This window comes from Pinibacter aurantiacus, from assembly GCF_019130065.1.
Taxonomy (GTDB): Bacteria; Bacteroidota; Bacteroidia; order Chitinophagales; family Chitinophagaceae; genus Pinibacter; species Pinibacter aurantiacus.
Window position 1 is genome coordinate 24723 of the sequence record NZ_JAHSPG010000004.1, and the last position, 20800, is coordinate 45522.

Annotated in this window: 11 protein-coding genes; 1 reads left to right on the forward strand and 10 read right to left on the reverse strand. The window is 41.8% G+C overall.

The window, feature by feature from the left end:
• Window positions 1-49: 49 nt before the first annotated feature.
• The 9 genes from KTO63_RS08940 to KTO63_RS08980 all read right to left on the reverse strand — a co-directional run bounded on the left by KTO63_RS08940 (window position 50) and on the right by KTO63_RS08980 (window position 16586).
• Window positions 50-1099, reverse strand: coding sequence for a DUF481 domain-containing protein (locus KTO63_RS08940; protein ID WP_217790915.1), 1050 nt, complete (start codon window positions 1097-1099; stop codon window positions 50-52).
• 67 nt (window positions 1100-1166) lie between these two features.
• Entirely contained in the window at window positions 1167-1949 is a 783-nt protein-coding gene (locus KTO63_RS08945) for a DUF2490 domain-containing protein (RefSeq protein WP_217790916.1), read from the reverse strand.
• Between the two features lie 40 nt (window positions 1950-1989).
• Window positions 1990-2619 (reverse strand): hypothetical protein, encoded by a 630-nt coding sequence (locus KTO63_RS08950; protein WP_217790917.1) that lies wholly within the window; start codon window positions 2617-2619, stop codon window positions 1990-1992.
• A 389-nt stretch (window positions 2620-3008) separates the two neighbouring features.
• Window positions 3009-5072, reverse strand: a complete 2064-nt coding sequence (locus KTO63_RS08955; protein WP_217790918.1) for a hypothetical protein — start codon at window positions 5070-5072, stop codon at window positions 3009-3011.
• Between the two features lie 15 nt (window positions 5073-5087).
• Window positions 5088-6926, reverse strand: a complete 1839-nt coding sequence (locus KTO63_RS08960; RefSeq protein WP_217790919.1) for a right-handed parallel beta-helix repeat-containing protein — start codon at window positions 6924-6926, stop codon at window positions 5088-5090.
• 205 nt (window positions 6927-7131) lie between these two features.
• The gene (locus tag KTO63_RS08965) at window positions 7132-9498 is read right to left on the reverse strand and encodes a GH92 family glycosyl hydrolase (RefSeq protein WP_217790920.1); all 2367 of its coding nucleotides are present in this window, start codon (window positions 9496-9498) and stop codon (window positions 7132-7134) included.
• Between the two features lie 44 nt (window positions 9499-9542).
• Window positions 9543-11333 carry a hypothetical protein gene (locus KTO63_RS08970; protein ID WP_217790921.1) on the reverse strand — a complete coding sequence of 597 codons (1791 nt, stop codon included), beginning with the start codon at window positions 11331-11333 and terminating at the stop codon, window positions 9543-9545.
• A gap of 166 nt (window positions 11334-11499) precedes the next feature.
• Window positions 11500-13323, reverse strand: a complete 1824-nt coding sequence (locus tag KTO63_RS08975) for a RagB/SusD family nutrient uptake outer membrane protein (RefSeq protein ID WP_217790922.1) — start codon at window positions 13321-13323, stop codon at window positions 11500-11502.
• 20 nt (window positions 13324-13343) lie between these two features.
• Entirely contained in the window at window positions 13344-16586 is a 3243-nt protein-coding gene (locus KTO63_RS08980) for a SusC/RagA family TonB-linked outer membrane protein (protein ID WP_217790923.1), read from the reverse strand.
• A 591-nt stretch (window positions 16587-17177) separates the two neighbouring features.
• Between KTO63_RS08980 and KTO63_RS08985 the strand changes: the two genes are divergently transcribed.
• Window positions 17178-19313, forward strand: a complete 2136-nt coding sequence (locus tag KTO63_RS08985; protein WP_232373107.1) for a M3 family metallopeptidase — start codon at window positions 17178-17180, stop codon at window positions 19311-19313.
• 681 nt (window positions 19314-19994) lie between these two features.
• On the opposite strand, the gene KTO63_RS08990 is transcribed toward KTO63_RS08985, so the two are convergent.
• Window positions 19995-20507 (reverse strand): hypothetical protein, encoded by a 513-nt coding sequence (locus tag KTO63_RS08990; protein WP_217790924.1) that lies wholly within the window; start codon window positions 20505-20507, stop codon window positions 19995-19997.
• Between the last annotated feature and the right edge of the window lie 293 nt (window positions 20508-20800).

Below are 20800 nucleotides of genomic sequence, written 5' to 3' on the forward strand. Positions count from 1 at the left end.
CTAACTGAAAAGTTGGATAGCTTTTTTATTTGTAAGAATCCCTTCTTTCTCAAAGCTCCCAGCCTATTGAAAAATTGAGCACGTAGTCTGTTTCTTTGCCCGTGATAGCAGGCTGGTTATCATAGTTCAGCGTTCCGCCTAATTTGATGTAGAAATTCAAAGGCAGGTCATATTTGGTATCAAGCGAAAAATCAGTGCGCCAACGGCCGCTCTCCGTTAAACTGGGATATACATACACGTTAGTAAGCAAACTAAAATCCTTGACGTCAAATAAATTGACCTCCCCGCCAAAGTAGGCTTCCAGGCTCCTTCTGGAAGGAGTTTCATTGGTAAAAGTTTCATTGTTAAAGGAAAGGCCGGCCCCTGCCGCTACATATGTTTTATTGTTGTGGACCAGATACTTGCCACCACCCAGCTTTCCCGTGAAGCGTAACTTAAGTGCCTGCTCGGTATTGGAAAGAAAGTCGGGAGAAGCATTCAAAAACCAATCATGGGGTAGAAAATACCTGAAGCTGGCACCTAATTCAGTACGTTTTGTTTCTGTAACACTATCCTGTTTGGACCTGAGATCACTGTAGAATAATGTTGCCTGCCATTTATCAGCCATGTATCCAAGGTTGGTGCGGGCGCTATATTGCCTTAGGTTGTTCGCTTTGGTAAGCCCGAGACCAATGTCAATACTGGCGGAAACGCGGCTCCAAAAACTGGACTTGACGCCTTTCAAATAAACGATATCTGAGAGAGTGGTCTCTGCTCGTACAGTGTCCGCATCTGAGATGATCACCTTAGTACCTCCATCTGTTGTTCGCATATTACCATTGATTCGTCGTCCGTCTGTCAATGTGATCAGGAAACGCGTTTTTGAATAGATCTCCTTGATACCAGACCATTCGATGGTAAAATCATTCTTTGAATAATCTGTTTCTATCGTCACCACGCCTTTATCAAGCGTTTTTATTTCACCAACGATAACATCGCCATTCTTGAGTATAAGCGAGTCATGTTGACCAAATACAACAAGTGAAAAGGAACAACATGCAATAGCCAGGAACCATTTCATGGCCGCTCCGGTGCTACAGGTAATAGAAAATCTGGGCATCAATCAAAAGTTTAAGCTTGTTTACAACTTGCAGTTTTCATTACCGGGGCAGGGATCTGGCATGGCATTAATCTGCGCCGCCATCCACACTATCAAATGTTTCCCGCTCTTTAGGTTTGATGGTGTATTTAAGCGACACCATCGGGCCATAATACACATCGAACTGCGTGCCATTGGTACGCAGTTGCATTTGCCCGATAATGCCAGCCAAAAAGTGAAGATTCGGAGTTATACCGGCGCTATAATACACCGACAATCGAAATATGTCAAAATGTTCTTCCGCGTAATCCTTGGAGGCAAACTTGAGCATCAGTTCCGTGTAGTAGGAAATGTTTGGCGCCTGGAACACGGGCTTTTGACTGCTCTGGTGGAGGAAGTGGTTTACTCCAAACCTGGCTCTGAGCCGCGGAACTGTTTGATGTACACCATTCCTGTCATCAAAAAATTTGGTTTCAAAACGTACCTGCTCGAATATTGATCCTTTGGGCATATTCTGCGAATAAGTACCCATTACAATTAGGCGCTGCTCCAGCGTTTCATAGTTACCGGCTTCTTTGATCTCATATTTTTTATTGTGTGCATAGCCAAGCCAGAGCTTCATATTCTTAAAACCTGAGTACACAATCCACGGACGCACAACAAAGCGTTGCGCATACGCAAACGGATTCTTGTTGGTGTAAGCTCCCTGTGTGACCAGCTGAACGTCCGCCTGGCCACTCAAATGCCATTTCTCATAAAGCGGGAATGCAACATCCGTCTCTGCAATGGAGGCAGGAACAAAACCCATCGTATAAGGTGGAGGTGACTGTGCATGCATGGTACATGCCGCCGCCATGCTAAAAATTAACATCACCCCCCTTTTAATTACATTCATATTACTTCATTATCATTTAATCGGCTGCGGCACTTTTTTGCTGCCTGCCGAACGCTTTTGAAATGCCCAGCCCTATGGTCCAGGTATCATACGCCTTCCAGCGAAAGTCATACTGCAATACCCCAAACACCTCCCATCCATTTCTTATCTCTGCGCCATACTCTACGGCAACCCTGTTCAATACATAATTCTCTTCCTTTTCGAACTCAGCACCCATGCCCAGCCCAAAACTCCAATGCTCAGTAGGCTTGTAAAGCCCCATGACCGCAGGTGCTATAGGGAATGACCTTTCCACCACTTCCTTTTCGCCTGATTCCAGGTTCTTTTCTACCTTGAAGGTTTCGGTGACAAAATCCGTATGGAGCCCTACAGCGAACTTGCGTGCAAACTGGAAATTATAATCCAGGCCCCAGTAAGGCAATCCAACTAATTTCTTGTTTCCATTTTCATCAACTCCGCTGAATGATTGCTCGTGACCAATATTGAGTCCAAGGCTGTGTTTTGGTTTAAACGGCTCTTCATCTTGGGCATATGCCTTTGCATTAAAAAATATTATTGCTATAGCCATTGCGACACCTACACACAATGGATTTATTTTTTCCATGTACCGTAGTTGCTTGTTGCGATACCAAAAGAACCAGTGCATTACTCCACAAATTTTGAGTTAAACAAAAATGTATTCGCGCCGAAAACTGCCTGCCAGTCTTGAAACCAAGAACACGCGACACCAGCCGTTTGTTTATCGACATTCAATTTTTCACAAAATTCTTTAGGAAGTACCGTAGGGTGGATTGTTTACATAGCCCTGGCTATCTTATCAAATTCATGAAGCTTTTTGCTTTTGGCAGGAAGAAAAACTAAAAATGAGGCGATTAAATTTCGGATATACTTTAGTGTTATCCAGGATAAATTCAAAAGTCAAAATTCAAAAAATGCCCAACTCCCGGAATTAATTTTCTCTTGTCCGGCAATGAGGGGGGTAAGATTTTTTTGACTTTTGACTTTTGACTTTTGACTTTTGACTTTTGACTTTTGTTAGTTCTGAAAAACCGGAGGTGCAGGCGAGTCGAAAGGCTTACTGTTTTGTATCTCACTGATCGGCTTACCTGTTTTTTTAGCGATGCTTATTTGTACAGCGCGAATAGGTCCATGATAAATGTTTACTAATGTTCCTTCACAACCGCGATCAGGCATCATCTGGGCATAAGTTTTCATGCAGTCCTTAAAAAGACCAATAACCTGTTCACCAATTGCATCAAACTCTGCATTGGATAAATTTTTATTCTGTAGTTCATTTTGTTTTAGAAATGCTTTTAAATACATCAGTGATGCATCTATTCTATTGTCTAAAAACTTAAGTGTATAATCCGCATATGCATTCTCCTTACCCGTTATACAATTTTTCAATGCTGCGGCTGCATTTTGATATAGTGCATATTGTTTTGCCAATCCGTTTGCGTCTTCGAACCTGATTCCATTTTTCCAGTATCCAAGCCATGCAAATGCCATGTTAGATTTCCTGAAATTATAAGCAGTCCCGATTGAATTCATGGCAACGGCAAATGAATCAGCTTGAATAATACCGATTCGCTTTGCATATGCTTTGTAGAATGTTGTGGGGTCGATGGGACCTTGGATAGTTGCAAGGGCGGCGTATCTCGCAGCAATTTTATTTTCAGAAGTTCGCCAGTGATTAAATGCCAGCGTATTGATCCTCGATGAAGGAAAATTATCCTTCTCGTATTTTAACAGGTTATAAATACCATCGATACCGTTTTGTTGGAAAAACATCATTCCGTCAAATTCTAACCATGAATAAAGTTGGGTAATGTTCCAGTCGGTTTTGTCTTTTAGCAAGTTGGTTGTATGCTTTGCCACGTTGTCGCTTCCATGTGAAGGAAGCATGGCTATTTCATGCCCGTTTGCGAATTTCTTAGCTAAGTAATAAACAGGAACATTGTACTTACCATCGCAATAGATTCCGATCTTCAGTTCTTTGGTTTTGATTCCTCTCGCTTTGATGGTATTAAATGTTTTAACGAAATGCCCCACCTGTGCATACAGATAACCAAGATCTGCTTGTTTTGCCTGAATGTATCGGGTAACCATTGTATCCTTTAGAATTTCGTTTCCAAAGAAAGAAGTAAGGTATTGCTTCGTTTCTACATCGGTATTAGCCGGCCCCCATCCTCCTGCTTCTTCGGTCATTAATTCAAATGCATCCGCCAGAGGAAATTGTTTTTGTATTTGCTGGATGAGGTTTATGGTAGAGTCAACATCGAGCGATGTACTTCTTGGCTCAAATGAAAACTGCACTTTAAGTCCAACGTGCTTAGCTTCCTTCATCACCTCCTGCAACCATTGAACAGCCATTTTGCTTTTGATGGAAACGCTATCGTAATAAGGCTCTATCTCCGGGATGCAAAAGACATTCTGGTTTTTGATGTGTTGATGAAAAAACGGATCATTGGGCACAGGATGTCTATGTCCGTAGAAAAAGTTACCTGCTAAGTATGTAGTGTCTTTTCCATTGAATTCATACCATTGACCAGGGTAACTGTGAAACGTAATAAAGTTAAATCTCATCCTCGCCAAATTGCGAATGTATTGTTTCGCATCATTAATGCTGTAGGATGAAATATCCATCGGGAAATTTATATGCTGCCTGATGCCTCTGTACTTTGCAACAGGAACAATTGTGTCGCACCCGTTTTTAAGCATGTTCACTTTCAATTGATCTGGAACTTGATAACCGTTTAATTCAAATGTATAGCCTAGTCGCTCCAGCAATGTATAAGCCGCACAAAGCACATCACTATTGCTGCGCCCTGCTAACTCAACATTTAATTTAGCTTGTCTGCCTGTTGTTTTTATGCTGAAGGCAGACTCTGCCAAACCAGTTTTTTTTGACAGAACAATTACCCAATCTGCGTCTTTTTCATCAGGGGAATAGTGCCAATCATTTTTGTTATCCAAAAACAATTTCAATTCCTGTTTTGCATACGTTAATTCTCCAGCCGCACTTTTATCAACTATTGTAAACTTTTTTCCGAATACAATCAAAGGCAAACACATTAAAACACAAAGACAATATTTCATAGTGAGGTTATTGATTTATCTATTGCTATTTACTGGTTTTATATTCAAATAGGCCTTCTCTAAGCCTGCATTGTTCATGATCTTTACTGCAGCGGGAGGCCATTTGCCATTGGCAACAAGGGTGGCGTTTGTCATGCTGGTATTGATTCCCTTGTTTACGTTATCTAATGTGGTAGTATAATTGTTATTGATGCTGATATCATGAATAGATTTTGTCCAGATATGCGCATACCTTGGCGTGTTGTTTATCACATTATCGCTTAGCTCAAGCCAACTGCTTCCTTCGTCGGCATACAAAGCACCAAACTGGTTATTTACATTTTGAATATAGTTGTTTGTAATGTAGCCCTTGTTCGTAGCGGAGCCGTTGGTGGGCCCAAGTGTGTAGATCGCTCCACCATCTCTTAATACAGACATGATATCGTGAATATAGTTGTATTGAATATTCGTTCTTTGATGCACTGAAGTGGCGAACCTGTCCCATCCCCATCCAATATGAATACCCGAGTAAGGCACATTACTAATTTCATTGTGCACGATGTCCATATCCACGGGCAGCGTTGCGGCTATGGCTGTGGAGGAGAAATATTCAACGCCGATCTTATTGAAATAACTGTTGTACACATCGTTATTGCGAAGCCATACGAGGCTATCAGTATTCTGTGCATAGTTTTCTGTTCCGGCAGTAAACATTCCTGCGTAATCGCCCACTTGCAAGCCATTGCCGGAGATGTCAGTGAATACACATCCTGCAACTAAATTATCCTGTGAACCACTATACATATTGAGCCCGTTACCTCCCATATGTTCAAAAACAACTCGCTCAAATTTGATGGCCCTTGCATACTTAAGATTGACAGCGGCACTGATAATGCTCTCTCCTTGGTCATCCCTCATTACGTTGTTTTGCGCATCAGGTAATCCGCGTTTTCCGCTTGCTCTCAGGTAAGTAGCGTGTGCGAAAGTGACGCCCTTGAATTGAATGTTGCCAACCTTATTAGCCGGAGCAGTTCCCTGTATCCTTACCAATTCTTCTAACACAGGCACCACAACAGATGCTGTTGTAATGTTTTCTCCAACTTTAGGTTTATAATAAATGAAGCCTGTTGTTCTATCGAGGTACCATTCACCTTCTTCATCCAGCAGCTCGTAAGCATTTTCAATAAACCATGGAAGCCCTTTGGCATTGTGGTTTCCGCCAACAGAGGTTCCCCCTTTATTGGTTACAAATCCCCAGCCGGGTTGCTTCATGTTGATGGTGGTAATGCTGTCATTGCTGGAAATAGTATTGACTCCTATTCGCGGCGCAGTCCATTCGTTTTTAAAGACAAATTCAATATCACCCTGGTTTTTCCAGTGCTGCATTGGAATGGAGGAGTTGGCAAATACATCGGCTTTCGCAGTGTAGCCAAATGCTTTAACGAAGGTTAATGAAGATGGAGTTACTGTACTCCTGGCACGGGTTGCGCGGATGCCATTTACAAACAATTGTCTTGTTTCAAGCTCCTTGCCTGCATATGCTTTGTAAATGTTTTTTGTTGTATCATATAGCGTCCATCCGGTGATTTCCGTGCCTCCGCTAATAACAGGCTTTTCATTTTTATACGCTGCATAAATAATATTAAAGCCACGCGTGGCCGAGTCTGTTGTATCAAAAAGCAAAGTGGACTTCAACCAATAAGTGCCACCTCTCAAATAGACATGTATGTCTCCTTTCATATTTGCATGCATGGTACGCACTACATCGCGGGCTTTTTCAATTGTTCTAAATGCCTTTCCTGCACTGGTTCCATCATGGGTGATATCATTTCCTTTAACAGGATCTACATAATAATTAATCGGTTTTCCCGCCATTGCCCCCAGAGCTGTTATTACTACTAACAACACAACCAAACATAGCTTCAGCAAATGAAAGTAAGAGGCGTTATGGTTTGGCGATTTATTAGAGCTTCGATTAGTTCTTAGAATCATCATTAGTTTGTTGTAATAAGTTTATTTCATTTGAATAGAGCCACCAGTTAACGGATACAATTTGTTAACGTAAATAAATAGCCGAAATTTATTTTTTTGTTATTGTCTGTTTAACGGAGCCCAGACTTGTGCCCCATGCTTTGTTTGGCGTTGGCCCCAGATCAATCTTCATGGAACCGCCACGCGCAAATTCACTAAAAGGCAATTCAAAACTTTTCCACGATTTGCCATTCAGAGTTGCCGACTGAATGTAGGTGTTATCCTTTCCTGAAGGAGTTGACGTTTGGATTACAAATGTTTTTTTGCCTGGCAAATGAAAGATGATCTTGTCGAATATAGGTGAAGTAATTTCCAGTGTTGGGTTTACATCTGCAAGCCCTTGTACATCAAACAGACCAACGGACATCAGAGCGCTTAACGCACCCATTTGTCCCTGATCTTCATCGCCTCTATAACCTGCAAAACTCGTTGTATCGCCAAAAGTATTTTCTTTCACCTGGCGAACCCAGTACTGTGTGAGCCATGGCGCTCCGGCGTGGCTAAACAGGTGGGCCAAATGACAGCCGGGTTCATTGTCGTAATCAACACGTGCTGCATAATGCTCACCATGTTCGGCAGCGAAGCCAGAACTAACTGCGCTTTCAAAATCGGCACTCAATCTTTTTATAAAAACATCATTGCCTCCCATAGCTTTTATTAATCCTTTCACATCCTGGGGCACATAATAGCTGTAGATGGATGCATTCGATTCAATGAAGCCTGGTGTAGCATGATTGACGCCTCTTTTTGTTCCAATAGCTTCGAATGGAGTAAGCCATTTACCCAAAGTATCCTTTGGTCTTGTATATCCCGTTGATGAGTCAAAAATATTTTTCCAATAACCTGCTCTTTGCAAAAACTCCGGTCGATATTTCTGTTTATTTAAAATAGATGCCATGTTGGCTATGCACCAATCCTGGTAAGCATATTCAAGCGTCATGGAGGCACCTCCCCGATTGTATCCATCACCTCTGTCCCTGATTTCAATAGGCACATAACCATACTTTAAATACCAATCAATACCACCACCCTTTGGAGATGGGCCTGCTTCATAACCTCCCCTGTCTCTTGTTCCTCCGGGAAATGCATTTTTATAAGCTCCTTTAAAAGCATCTTCTGTGTTAAATGTTGCACGATGTGTTTGAATCAAGGCGGCCATCAAAGGAACCGTTTGATCGCCCACCATCACCCAACATTCCTGTCCTCCCCACGATGTTCGACCCATAATACCTGTATTGTAGTAGTAGTCAAGAAAAGTGGTGGCAACGTCATTTCCGGATTCAGGATATACCATTGACCACAAAATGTTGAGGTTCCAATGACTTCCCCACAATCCATCTGCATCCAGGAAATGATATGTTGGTTTGCCGCTTGCTGTGAGTGGAATTTTTCTCACCACAGGCTTTGGCCCTGTATTGTCAGTATACTCGCCATTCACATCTTCAGTTAGTCTGCGACCAATGGCAGTATGCATCAAATCTGTATAAAATTTCACCTGTTGTTTTCTCGTTCCTCCGCTTACTTCAATTCTTCCGAGGTAATCGTTCCATGCTGTTTTTGCTCTTGCCACTGCTGCCTCAAAATTCCAATCGGGCATTTCCTTTTCAAGATTCATTCTTGCATTTTCGATGCTTACAAATGAAACACCGACTTGCATCGATATTTGTTCGCCTTCGTGAAGGTTATAGTAGCTTGCATACAAGCCTGCTTTTTTATCGTCAGTAAAATCTGCGTTAACAAGCTCCTTTGTAGAATCGGTAGCAGACTTCCAGAAATTTATCTTATCAAATGGCTTGCTGAATCTTGCTACAAAATAAACCGTGCAATTTTTCTTTCTCCTGAAAGTGGGAGCATTTACTGAGTAACCCTCTATCTCGTTGCCACTTACTTTTTTTGCATATCCCTTCACCATATTTACAGGACCAAGGGCAGCGGTTAGATCCATAATGATGTGTGCTTCTTTAGCAGCAGGAAAAGTATAACGATGAAAACCCACACGCTGTGAGGCGGTTAGTTCTGCGGTGATGCCATAATCCGGCAACAATATTTTATGATATCCGGCTTTCGCTATCTCTGTTGTGTGGTCGAGTTTGGCGCGAGAAGCTTCTAACCCTTGCAATGCTTTACAGGCACCTGTTACAGGCATTACCGGAATACCGGCAGTTTGCGCGTTGTGAATGTGACTAAAGTTGAGAATATAAGGATCGTTGTATCGATAGCCGGCACTCCACAAATCACCATGATGGGTATCCGGACTTAAAGCTATCATGCCATAAGGAAGCGATGCGGCTGCAAAAAAATCAAACCGTGGCTTTGTTGTAGCTACCAGCGGATTTGCGAGGTCGGCCGGTTGCTGACTGTATGCTTTTGCAAACATGAAAAAAGATAACACACAGAAAAAGTTTCGCATTTTCATTGTTACTCAGTATTTATTTTTACAAACGATCCAAACGAAAAAAATTATTTTGTTACTGAAGCCTTATCATCCATGCTTCCAGTATTGATCAACTTTCTATATTTATCCACCGAGGCACCCATACCTTTTTTTAAATGATACGCCGGCCCGATGTACACGAAGGCGTAAGGTTTGTACAATGTTGCGCAGGCGGGGTTTTCATTCTTCAAACTCTCATACTGCTTCCAATAATGATCATAGTTTTCAATGGACGTTTTTATTTTACTCTTATTGTAAACGCCTGTTTTATCTCCCTCAAAGCCTAGCGCCATGATGTTCCAACCTTCTGCAATGATCTTATGTAACAAAAGTCCATACTGACTGGATACTCTTACATAAGCCTGATCTGCTTTGTTGCGCATAACTATTTTCCTGCTTAAGGATTCTATCTTCTGCCACATAGCCGCTGCTTCATATTTTTCGGCAACTGCCTTTTCCAAAACGCCCTGATTGTAGTATTTGGAAAACGCACGATACAACATCCCTTCGGATGCGTACGATGGACTTTCCGGAAGGGAATCTACTCCAGCAAGAAACTCGTCTCTCATCCAGAATGTCCAATCTTTTTCGAATGGCAGCTCACTGCTGAAATGTCCTCTCAAAACTGCTTTTGCTGAAAGCAAACACAACTCTCTAAACTCCTTGCGTGAAGCTCCTGCGATTCCATTTTCATCCATAAAACGATTGAAAACTTCTTCTTCTGTTTGTGCAGTATTGGTGGCCCAATGAGCAATTACATAGGCATTGAGTTTGCACCAGAATTCGTTGCTGATATAAGGCCCAACCCAGCCTCCTCCACGGCTCCAGCTCCACACACCTTTAAAGTTGGGACTGTTCTTTATATCATTGAGGGATTTATAACCTTTTTGTGGTGAATTGGTTTCATATTCCTCAAACCCATTGATCACACCGTTCATTACATAATTAGGATATGCACCTTTTCCTTCGTATTCGCGCTGGCATTGCACCTCAACAATTTGGCTATGGTTGCCGAGTGTTAAGGTGGGGTTGAAACCAACGGTTCTCAGGTAATCACCTTGTGTATGTTTTATGGAAAATATGAGTTGCGGATGAGGTGTTATACTGTTGACTACTTTCAGATAATAGTCTGGCGACTCGTGCATGCCGCCGAAGGACCATGTACGATAAAATATGGTTTTGTTTCTTTTTACACACACTTCATCGCGCAACAGATTAATTAGTTTGATATGGCTCTGCGGTCCATTGGTAATTGGATTATTGCCTGTATGATAAGGTATATTGTTTAAGTAGGTTTCTCCTGTGCGAATAACCAATCCATCCAGGTCGGGAAAAGTTTCAAACAATTCCTCCAACATTATTCTGTGTATCTCCAACGTGCGTGGACGCTCAAATGATATGCGGCCGAGGCTGTCGCAGATATCACTGCGATACAATTCCACGAGTTTTTTAGGTAGTACAATGACGTCGGTAAAATAGTATGCTTTGATTCCTGCAGCGTGTGCTGCTTTAATATTTTTTCTTACGGTCTCTGCCGCGTTCATTACCCATTGCCACTCTTTTGAACCTTCCGGAAAGATGGCGGGGTTTAGTTTTTTAAAAGTAATAGCAGCATGTGCAAATACAAAATCGTTGAAAACCTGGCCCGTGTATCCTTGATCTTTTAGTGCTTTGGGATCGTTGAACACGGATTGGGTTAATGGCTCTCCGGGATTATTATGAACCATGTCCAAAATATAACGCCCGTCTTTATTTTGCGAGTAAGCATGTAATGAAAAAATAAAAAGACTGCAGAATAATAAAAGACGGGTGTTCATATGATTGTTATTTTCTCTCGTTAATAATTTACAACAGAACGAAAATTTTTGAGTTGAGTAGCCAGAGAAGTTGAATTATCCGGTTGCTAATTAATGTGAAGAAAGGATATCCTATTTTTTTATGAAAATAGAATACCCTTTCCACGTGATTAAAAACTAAAAAACGCTATTGTGGTTTATCCCATCCCGGATTTTGTACCAGGCTCTTGTTACGGATAAGTTCATCCAATGGAAGCGGAGACAGGTAGTCCCTTCCTGCATTGAAATTGTACTTACCATTAGGCATAGCCTGGTATGGATCAACATAACCTTGTGCATCCAGCTTTACGCTTGGTTTAGTAGTGTACGGAGCATAGTCCGCCATAACAAGCTTATAGCCTTTTGGACGGCTGCCGCTAAATAGTGCATGTGCGCGCCATCTTTTCCAGTCACCCGTTCTAAAACCTTCACCAGCCAATTCAACCCTGCGCTCTTGTCTTACGATCGCCAAATTGTCTGATATAGTATAACCATAGCTAGGCCAGCTTGCGTTTACTACTGGTTTCACACTCGTTAGTGTAGGCATGCCTGCACGTTTGCGGATCAAGTCTATGTTATCAGAAAGATCAGGGAAAGTACCATTCAACTCAACATAAGCTTCCACATAGTTGAGCATTAGCTCTGGTATCCTGAAAGCAATACCTGCAATCTCAGGATCAGTAGTGTTACTCATTATTGAGTTAGGGTTATGACCTTTCTTTGGTGAAAATCCGGTGATTGTATTGCTGCTGGCAGTAGCAAGATGCATCTGCGGTACTCTGAATATGGAGTCTTTATAAGGCGCCGTATTGTTATTGAGTAAATCACCCGGTATAAACATACTTTGTCTCATACGCGGATCCAGCATGTTAGCCATTTGAGTTAAAGAAGCCGCGCCCTTTGTAGTTACTACATTTACTGTATCTGTTATATCTATGTAAGTTCCGTCGTTTTTCAGGTAACTCTTTACCATATCCAAACTAAATGCGTTGCCACTATAACCATATAACCATACCATATAACCTACCTGGTTGGTTACACCCAAAGCCTGCGAATAGTTCTTCGCTAAGGTAACCTCAGGAATAGCTTTATAGTCAAATTGGCCAAACAGGTTGTAATAGTCCTTTTGTGGATTATTGGTAGAATATAATTTATTTGTAAAACCGCCAGGGATCTCAGCTTTAAATTGATTGAATGCGTCGATAGCTTTTTGGAACATCTTATTTGCATCTACGCTCGAAGCAGAAGGTGTTCCGGCGTGGTATTTAGCCCAGGTTGCTTCATACAATGCTACACGGGATTTATAAATCAGTGCCGATTCTTTATTGAGCCTGTTTGCATTATTGTTTACTGCTTTTGTGTTCAGATACATGATCGATTGATCAAGAAGTGCCATAATGGAATCTACGACCATACTTCTCGGATCTCTGGCTTTATACAATTGTGCAGAATCGTTAGGTGAGATAACATGTGAATACCAAGGTACATCTCCATACGCTGCCACCAGGCCCTCATACCTCAATGCTTTCAGGAAACAAGCCTCGCCATAGGTTTGTTTGATCTGTGCAAACGGCGCCGTGCAACGTTGATAGTTATCGAAAAACGTATTGATTTGTCGTATAGCAGTAAAGCCTGTAGCCCATGCACCGCCGGTACCGCTGGCAGGGGTGGTCGAGTTTTCACCATTCATAAAGGCGTTGTACCCTGATGAAAGAACCATATTGTCCGATACGTTGTCTGCTACAAGGTAGCCACCCAATCCACTAGTCAGGTCTCCGGGTAACCAGCTGTATAAATTTATTATATAGGCATCCAGCTCCTGTGGCGTTTGCCAAAATACCGCTGTCGACACCTGGTCTTGAGGAGCCCTATCCAGAAATTTCTGACAGGAAGCAAGCGAACAGATTAAGTAGGCAGAAGTCCCCCAGGTGAGGGATCTTCTGATATATTTTTTAATTGATTTATTAGTCATGACTTATTTTATTTTTTCTATTAAAACCCAAGATTTACACCAAATGAGTACGTTGCCTGTTCTGGGTACATCAGACCATTACTCACGGCCTCAGGATCTATGTATTTAGGCATTTTCGACAACACAGCGATGTTTTCTGCAGAGAAGTAGATGCGACAGTTCTGAACTTTCACGTGGTTCAACCACTGACTCGGCAAAGTATAGGTTGCCATAATATTTTTCAATCGCATGTAAGCGCCATTCAACATGTACCTGGTACTCGTTTGGAAGTTTTTAGCACCTTCATTACCTGTGTTATGATAAGGTCTTGGGAAATAGGAATCTACATTTTGACCCAACGCTGCAAGAAGTCTTGGGTCGCTATTGGCATCTCTATAATAGTCCATTTGCTTACCTTGATATATGCCCGTTCCAATAGTACTACCGGTGTACGCATATCCCCAGAAGACATAGTTTCCTGACATAAATACGTCGCGTTTGCCAACACCTTCAAGGAATACTGAAACATCTACACGTCCTGCTTTAGGGATGTTATAACCTGTTCCAAAATTGAAAGCAAAGCGATAGCGGGGCGTACTGTTTCCTATCTTGCTAAGGTCACCGTGGCTTTCAAGAGTTGAGTTACCCGGAGAGATTATCTTGTCTCCATCGAGGTCTTCATACTTCACGTCACCAGCGTACCATTTTGCAAATATCTTGCTCTGACTAATGGTTGTTTGTTGTGCAGTTATTTTACTAGGATCAGGAAAATCATTTTGGTTCAACAAACGATTAGAAGTGTATCCCCAGATCTCACCAAATTGTTTGCCTACATACCAGTCGCTAAGGGCATGAACGCCTGTAGTGTTATTGTATTCGGTTACTTTCGACGTGGCATCCGACAGATTAAATCCTACAGTATAATCCCATCTCTTGTTGATCTTATCTGTCCATTTCAATTGCGATTCCCAACCTTTGGTTACAAATGCAGCATTGTTTGCAGCCGGAGCAAGTGCACCTAAAACAAATGGTACTGGAGTTGACGGCCCCTGGTTATCCCATGAATTTCTATTGAAATAATCAAACTCTGCAGTTAAGCGGTTGTGAAAGAAGCCTAATTCCAGGCCAAAGTTAGCCGTGGTAAATTTTTCCCAGGTCAGATCCATATTCACTATGCCTGGAGGATTAACATAAGGCAGACGCTTGCCGTCGAATATCCATGCTGACTGCGTGCCTGTTGTCATGGTAGAAACGTGCACATAACCTCCATTACCCTGGTTACCTACGGTACCATAAGATACACGAAGCTTAGCACGGTTAACTATTGGCGATATGGATTCCCAGAACTTTTCGTTACTCATGTTCCAACCTGCAGATGCCGAAGGGAAGAAACCCCAACGGTTATCAGCTGAATAACGGCCGGAACCATCGTAACGTCCATTAAGTTCGAGCAGGTATCTATTGTCATAATTGTAATTAAACCTTCCAAAGAAACCGGCTGTTGCCCACGTACTCAGTGCATCACCAAGTGCAGGTGTTCCATAGCCGGTCACGAATGCAGGCAAATCGGGCATGTAAAGGCCCTGAACATAGCCATTCATGGACTTATTGTTAGTTTCTTCAGCCTGGGCACCTGCCTGAATCCTCAGGTTATGTTTACCAAGGTTATGCTCATAGGCACTATAACCCTGAACGGTCCAGTATGTGGACAGTGCAGAAGTTTTGGCTATTGAAGTCTCCATTAACGGAATCGATAAAGGTGTTCCGTCAGGCTGTATTTCATAAGCTTGCTTCTTTAGGGTTTGGTAGTCACTGAATGACATGCGCCATGTACCGTCTGCATGTACTGTCCATCCCTTGGCAAGATCAAGATCAATTGCTAATATATTATCCAGGAGATGCGCTTTATTGTCCACGTTACCGCCATCTACCGAGGAAGCAATTTTTGTCATATTGCTATAAGATCCGTTCGGATTAACTATCGGAGAGACTGGCCAGCCACCATAAGCGAATTGATAGATTCGGTCCCTGCCCAGGCCGGCTTCTCCTACTGGAGCTTTTGCCTCGGAGAGTGAATAGCGGGTGCGATAGGTTATCCTCGCCCAATCATTTACCTGGGAAACCAACCCCGCATTGATATTAAAGCGTTTAAAATTGTCAATACTTGAAATAAAATTCAAAATACCCGGCTGATTCACATAAGCAGCAGAAAGGTAATAAGTAGTCTTATCGCTTCCTCCTTTTATAGAGATGTCGTGTTGCTGGCGCCTGGAAGTTTTCATCCATATACCCACCGGATCATTGTTGTTATATACCTGGTAAGCGTTGCCCCAAAGGGTACCATTAGTATACGTGGGATTCAGTTCTTCAAGGGTATGTTTTCCCGGATTACTTACAACATCCTGCAGGAGATCCAACGCTGCCGTTGTAAAGGGTGCAGCATTACCGTTATTTATCATCGCCTGATTTTTGCTAAGCGCAAAAGTGTAGGAGTCTACAGAATGAGGCATTCTTACAGCTTTCACATTTGAAAAGTTGCCGCTATAAGTAAATGAAGGCTTTTCGTTTCTCTTAGCCATTTTTGTTGTAACAACCAGTACACCGAAAGGGGCACGGGCACCGTATACGGCAGATGCTGCGGCATCTTTCAAAACCGATATACTTTCGATATCATTTGGATTCAGTGAGTTGAATTCTCCCATGCCCTCAGTAGGGATACCATCGATCACCACTAATGGAGAAGTGGCACCACCTAAAAGAGCTTGACCCCTGATCTGCATAGTGGGGCTTGAGCCCGGCGTGTTACCACCAGATGGTGTGCTGAATACGATACCGGGAGCCGTTCCTTGCAACAGAGCACTCGCACTGGTTACAGGGCGGTTTTCCAATTGTTTGGCGCTGATCGTTTCCACAGCACCTGTCATGTTGATTTTCTTTTGTTTACCGTAGCCCACTACGACTACATCGTCCAGACTTTTGTCGGCAACAGCCAATTGTGTAGTAAAGCTGGACTGGGACGCACTGACTTTAATTTCTTTACTTGCGTAACCTGTGAAAGACAAAATCAGCACTGCGTTTTTATCAACGGAGAGAGAGTAGTTACCCATGTCGTCCGTTGTACTGCCGGTTTTGGTTCCTTTGACCCAAACGCTTACACCTTTTAAAGGCGCTCCGTTTTGATCTTTTACCGTACCGGTGATGGTTCGGGTCTGGGCTATGGCAGCAGCACCCAGAAGGAGGGTTAGTGAAAATGCGAGTAGGCATTTTTTGGTAATTAGCTTCATCGTTAGTTTTGTTTTTAATCGAAGAATGGAAGCAAAATAACTGATAATGATGTGGAGGCTTAAGCGGTTTGCGAAAAAAAACTGTCATTTTGCGAAAGACCTTAAAAAATTTTACGCTGCCGGGTAAATAGCTATTGGGTGTGATAAGAAGGACCATTTCGCTTCAGGAAAACAGATAATGCCCATTGCGACTTTGCGGCGGAATATGCGAAATGCGAACTATGAAAAACATAGTACAAATTTGTTAATTTGAAGGACCAATATCCGGATTCACATTATTAATAACATAAAAGTAATACTGCCGTGAAGACTTATTTTGCCATGCGCCAATATACTTCAGGAGGAGGCAAAGCGACTTGAAAATAAAGTGGCACAAAATAAAATAAGGATTACAAGATCCGGGGCAGACGCTTGTATTCACAAATAAGCTTTCGCAAACCAATTCTCCCTAACGAATTGGATTATTTGTTTGTCCTCAGCCTTGCTGGGCTTGTAGCCAAATAATTGCCTTACATGTAAATCTATTTATTTGACAGCCACGTTTTAATAAATTCGTGGATAACGAATTTTCTCTTAAAACAACATATTTCAATGAGACGAGTTACAGTAATAACCGCAATGGCATTATGGGCGATGTCAAATACAGGTTGCTCAAATGCACCGGCATCAACATCTGAGCAAAGCCTGAAAGACAACCCTTTTATGGCAGAAAGTCAATTACCTTATGGTATTCCTGCCCTCGATAAAATAAAAGATGCCGACTACAGGCCGGCGCTTCTCAAAGGCATCGAAATTCATAGTGATGAAATAAAGAAAATTACCGAAAGCACCGAAGCGCCAACATTTGACAATACCCTGGTGGCAATGGAATCGAGTGGCATCCTGATGAGACGGGTTTTGAACACTTTTAACATGGTAACCGGTGCAAATACCAATGAGTTTCTCAGCAAATTGAAAGAAGAAGTGGACCCGATGATGGCGGTACACAACGATGAGATTTTCCTTAATCAAAAACTGTTTAAAAAGGTTGAAACGATTTATAACGATCGTGAACATTTGCAACTGGATGCAGAATCCAAAAGGCTTGTAGAATATTACTACCAAAAGTTCCTGATGGCTGGTGCCATGCTTTCTGATGTTGACAAAGCAACGCTCAAACAACTGAATGAAAAGGAAGCTTCACTGACCGCAAAATATAATAACCTGTTACTTGGAGCCTCAAAGCAGGGTGCTTTGCTGATCAGCGACAGTACACAACTTGCAGGAGTTGCAGAAAATGACAAGGCTGCTTTTGCGCATAATGCGAGCGCCGCAGGCAGCAACGGCAAATGGCTCATCCCATTACAAAACACCACACAGCAGCCAATGCTGCAATCATTATCAAATCGTAGTACTCGTGAGGCCTTGTTCAATGCCTCATGGACAAGGGCGGAAAAGGGCGATTCAAATGACACAAGAAATATCATTGCCCAAATCGTCGCGCTGAGAGTTAAAAAAGCTAAGCTACTGGGCTTCGAAGATTTTGCGGCATGGAAGCTGCAAGATCAAATGGCACAGAAACCAACGGCCGTTATGGACTTCTTAAGCAAGCTGCAACCTTATGCCATGAAGAAAGCAAATGCAGAAGCTGCAGATATCCAGGCGTTGATTGACAAACAAAATGGAGGGTTTAAACTGGAGCCTTACGATTGGGATTATTATGCAGAAAAAGTACGCAAAGCAAAATACGACCTGGACGAAAGCGAGATCAAGCCTTACTTTGAGATGAACAAGGTTTTGGAAGATGGCGTTTTTTATGCTGCCAATTTGTTGTACGGTATTACTTTCAAACCACGACACGACATTCCTGTTTACCAGGAAGATGTAAAGGTTTACGAAGTATTTGACAAAGACGGTCAGCCGATGGCGATGTATTTCTGCGACCCTTACAAACGCGACAACAAAGAAGGTGGCGCATGGATGAGCAACCTGGTGGATCAATCGCATTTGCTTAACAAGAAACCGGTTATTTACAATGTTTGCAATTTCACCAAACCTGCAAATGGGCAGCCGGCACTTATCAGCTTCGATGATGTAACCACTATTTTCCATGAGTTCGGCCACTCGCTACACGGCCTGTTTGCCAATCAAAAATATCCAAGTTTATCTGGCGCCAATACAGCCCGCGACTTTGTTGAGTTTCCTTCTCAATTCAATGAACACTGGGCTCTTGACCCGGCTGTATTATCTCACTATGCAGTACATTACAAAACAGGAAAACCTATTCCGGCAAGCCTCGTGGAAAAAATACGAAAAGCTGCAACCTTCAATAAAGGCTACAGTCTTAGCGAACTGGTTAGCGCATCTATCCTGGATATGCAATGGCATATGCTAAAAGATACCTCCCTTGTGAAAGATGTGGATGCTTTCGAAAAAAATGCACTACTGGCTGTGGGCATGCAGATGACACCGGTGCCTCCCCGTTATCGCAGCTCGTATTTCAAGCACATCTGGACCGGTTATGAAGCGGGTTATTATGCTTATCAATGGACCAAAATGCTGGAGGAAGATGCCTATGCATGGTTCAGGGAAAATGGCGGCATCAACCGTGCAAATGGTCAGCGCTTCAGAGACATGATTTTGTCGAAAGGAAATACGGAAGACTACATGACCATGTTTAAAAATTTCCGTGGTCGGACGCCGGATATTACGCCGATGTTACAAGATCTCGGAATGATTGAACACTAGATTTTTTTCTTCACAAATAAATTCTTTGGAGGAGGTGCTTGCGCACCTCCTTTTTTCTTTTAGAACGAAGTAGTTAAAGCTTGTACTAACTGACAATAAAAAAAGGGATCACATTTCTGTAATCCCTTTCTGAGGTCCCGAGCGGACGCATTTTAACTTATCTAATCAGTTAAATTACAACCACTTAATATTTTTAGTCGATTTTTAGTCGATCTCACTTTATAAAAAGAGCTAATTCTTACCTTACTTTTTCTAAACAGATTTGAACTTTACAAAGATAGAAAAATTTACCAGGCATTCAATTTTCTCACACAAACACCATGCGATAAAATATAGCCCCAATTCAAATTTAAAAACTTAAGTCAACGAATATTTACCCCGATCAATTGATGAATTGTACAACGCATTTCAACTTAATGTTGCCATCAATAATTTTCTTCCAAATGTTAAAAAGAAAATAATGCAACCAATCTTCAGATAGTTGCTTTTGTAGTCTGCGAACTGATCTTGAAAGAAATTCTCTAACAACTTTTCGGGTCGCAATAATAAAGTATTCTCTTTCAGCAAAGCAGTGCTCGACAAGATTATCGGCAATCAAAGTCTGTAAAAAATTAAGACCTCAGTTTGCACGATCTTACAGTCTACAAGGACCCTGTCAAAAGCGAGGTTAATTGAAACGGATCACTCAAACACTTCAACTTGCTCCAATTTCTCGTACCCGTTAAACAAAAGCGTAAATAGAGAAACAATAGTTGTATAATCATCCGTATAAGGATAAACCGCATCTAAACGTTGTGAAAAAAGTGGATAGTGATCCAAATATTTGTGCGTAGAAAAGTTCTTAGATGCAATTTCAATTATTCGACTATTTATTTCTTCATAAGAGTTCGCATTCGTTGAAGTTTTATTATAAATTACTCTGAATGGAAGAACATCAAGTTCATTAAAATGCACTAACTCTTCAAAATAACACGTAAAGTATTCAACGAGGAACGACATTGTTAACACTAGCCTTTTTTCATAGACTTTTCCCTGTAACTCTGTTCGAGATAGTACTAGATAACATTTACATGATGGAAAATGCTGATGGCATTCATCAACAATTTCATATTCACTGCTATTTTTTAGCTCCTCTACCAAATTTTTCCAAGAACTGTTAGGACCCACAATTATCTGACTAATTTTATCGTCCATTATTTTTTGCATAAGTAAATGTCCGGGATAACTATTAGCAAACCTTAATGCCCCAACAGGATAATAGTTATAGCAGGCTTTTAATAGTTACCAAATTTGCTGTTCATGTTTCATTATGTAAATATTACAAATTTAATTATCAAGGGCACACAACCACTTCTTTTGTATTTACACCGCTACCGCAGGACGTACCAAGCCAATTGTGCTGCCTGACTGTGCGGTATTGAGTTTTGTAACAAAAATAGTTTTAAATCTATTTTGGGCGTTTGCAGCAAATGGAGGATTAATGATAT

Excerpts from the sequence above, each read along its gene's own strand:
- KTO63_RS08980 (WP_217790923.1), bottom strand. The coding sequence starts at position 16,586 with ATGAAGCTAATTACCAAAAAATGCCTACTCGCATTTTCACTAACCCTC.
- KTO63_RS08950 (WP_217790917.1), bottom strand. The coding sequence starts at position 2,619 with ATGCACTGGTTCTTTTGGTATCGCAACAAGCAACTACGGTACATGGAA.
- KTO63_RS08965 (WP_217790920.1), bottom strand. The coding sequence starts at position 9,498 with ATGAAAATGCGAAACTTTTTCTGTGTGTTATCTTTTTTCATGTTTGCA.
- KTO63_RS08985 (WP_232373107.1), top strand. The coding sequence starts at position 17,178 with ATGAGACGAGTTACAGTAATAACCGCAATGGCATTATGGGCGATGTCA.
- KTO63_RS08970 (WP_217790921.1), bottom strand. The coding sequence starts at position 11,333 with ATGAACACCCGTCTTTTATTATTCTGCAGTCTTTTTATTTTTTCATTA.
- KTO63_RS08945 (WP_217790916.1), bottom strand. The coding sequence starts at position 1,949 with ATGTTAATTTTTAGCATGGCGGCGGCATGTACCATGCATGCACAGTCA.
- KTO63_RS08975 (WP_217790922.1), bottom strand. The coding sequence starts at position 13,323 with ATGACTAATAAATCAATTAAAAAATATATCAGAAGATCCCTCACCTGG.
- KTO63_RS08960 (WP_217790919.1), bottom strand. The coding sequence starts at position 6,926 with ATGGCGGGAAAACCGATTAATTATTATGTAGATCCTGTTAAAGGAAAT.
- KTO63_RS08990 (WP_217790924.1), bottom strand. The coding sequence starts at position 20,507 with ATGGACGATAAAATTAGTCAGATAATTGTGGGTCCTAACAGTTCTTGG.
- KTO63_RS08955 (WP_217790918.1), bottom strand. The coding sequence starts at position 5,072 with ATGAAATATTGTCTTTGTGTTTTAATGTGTTTGCCTTTGATTGTATTC.
- KTO63_RS08940 (WP_217790915.1), bottom strand. The coding sequence starts at position 1,099 with ATGCCCAGATTTTCTATTACCTGTAGCACCGGAGCGGCCATGAAATGG.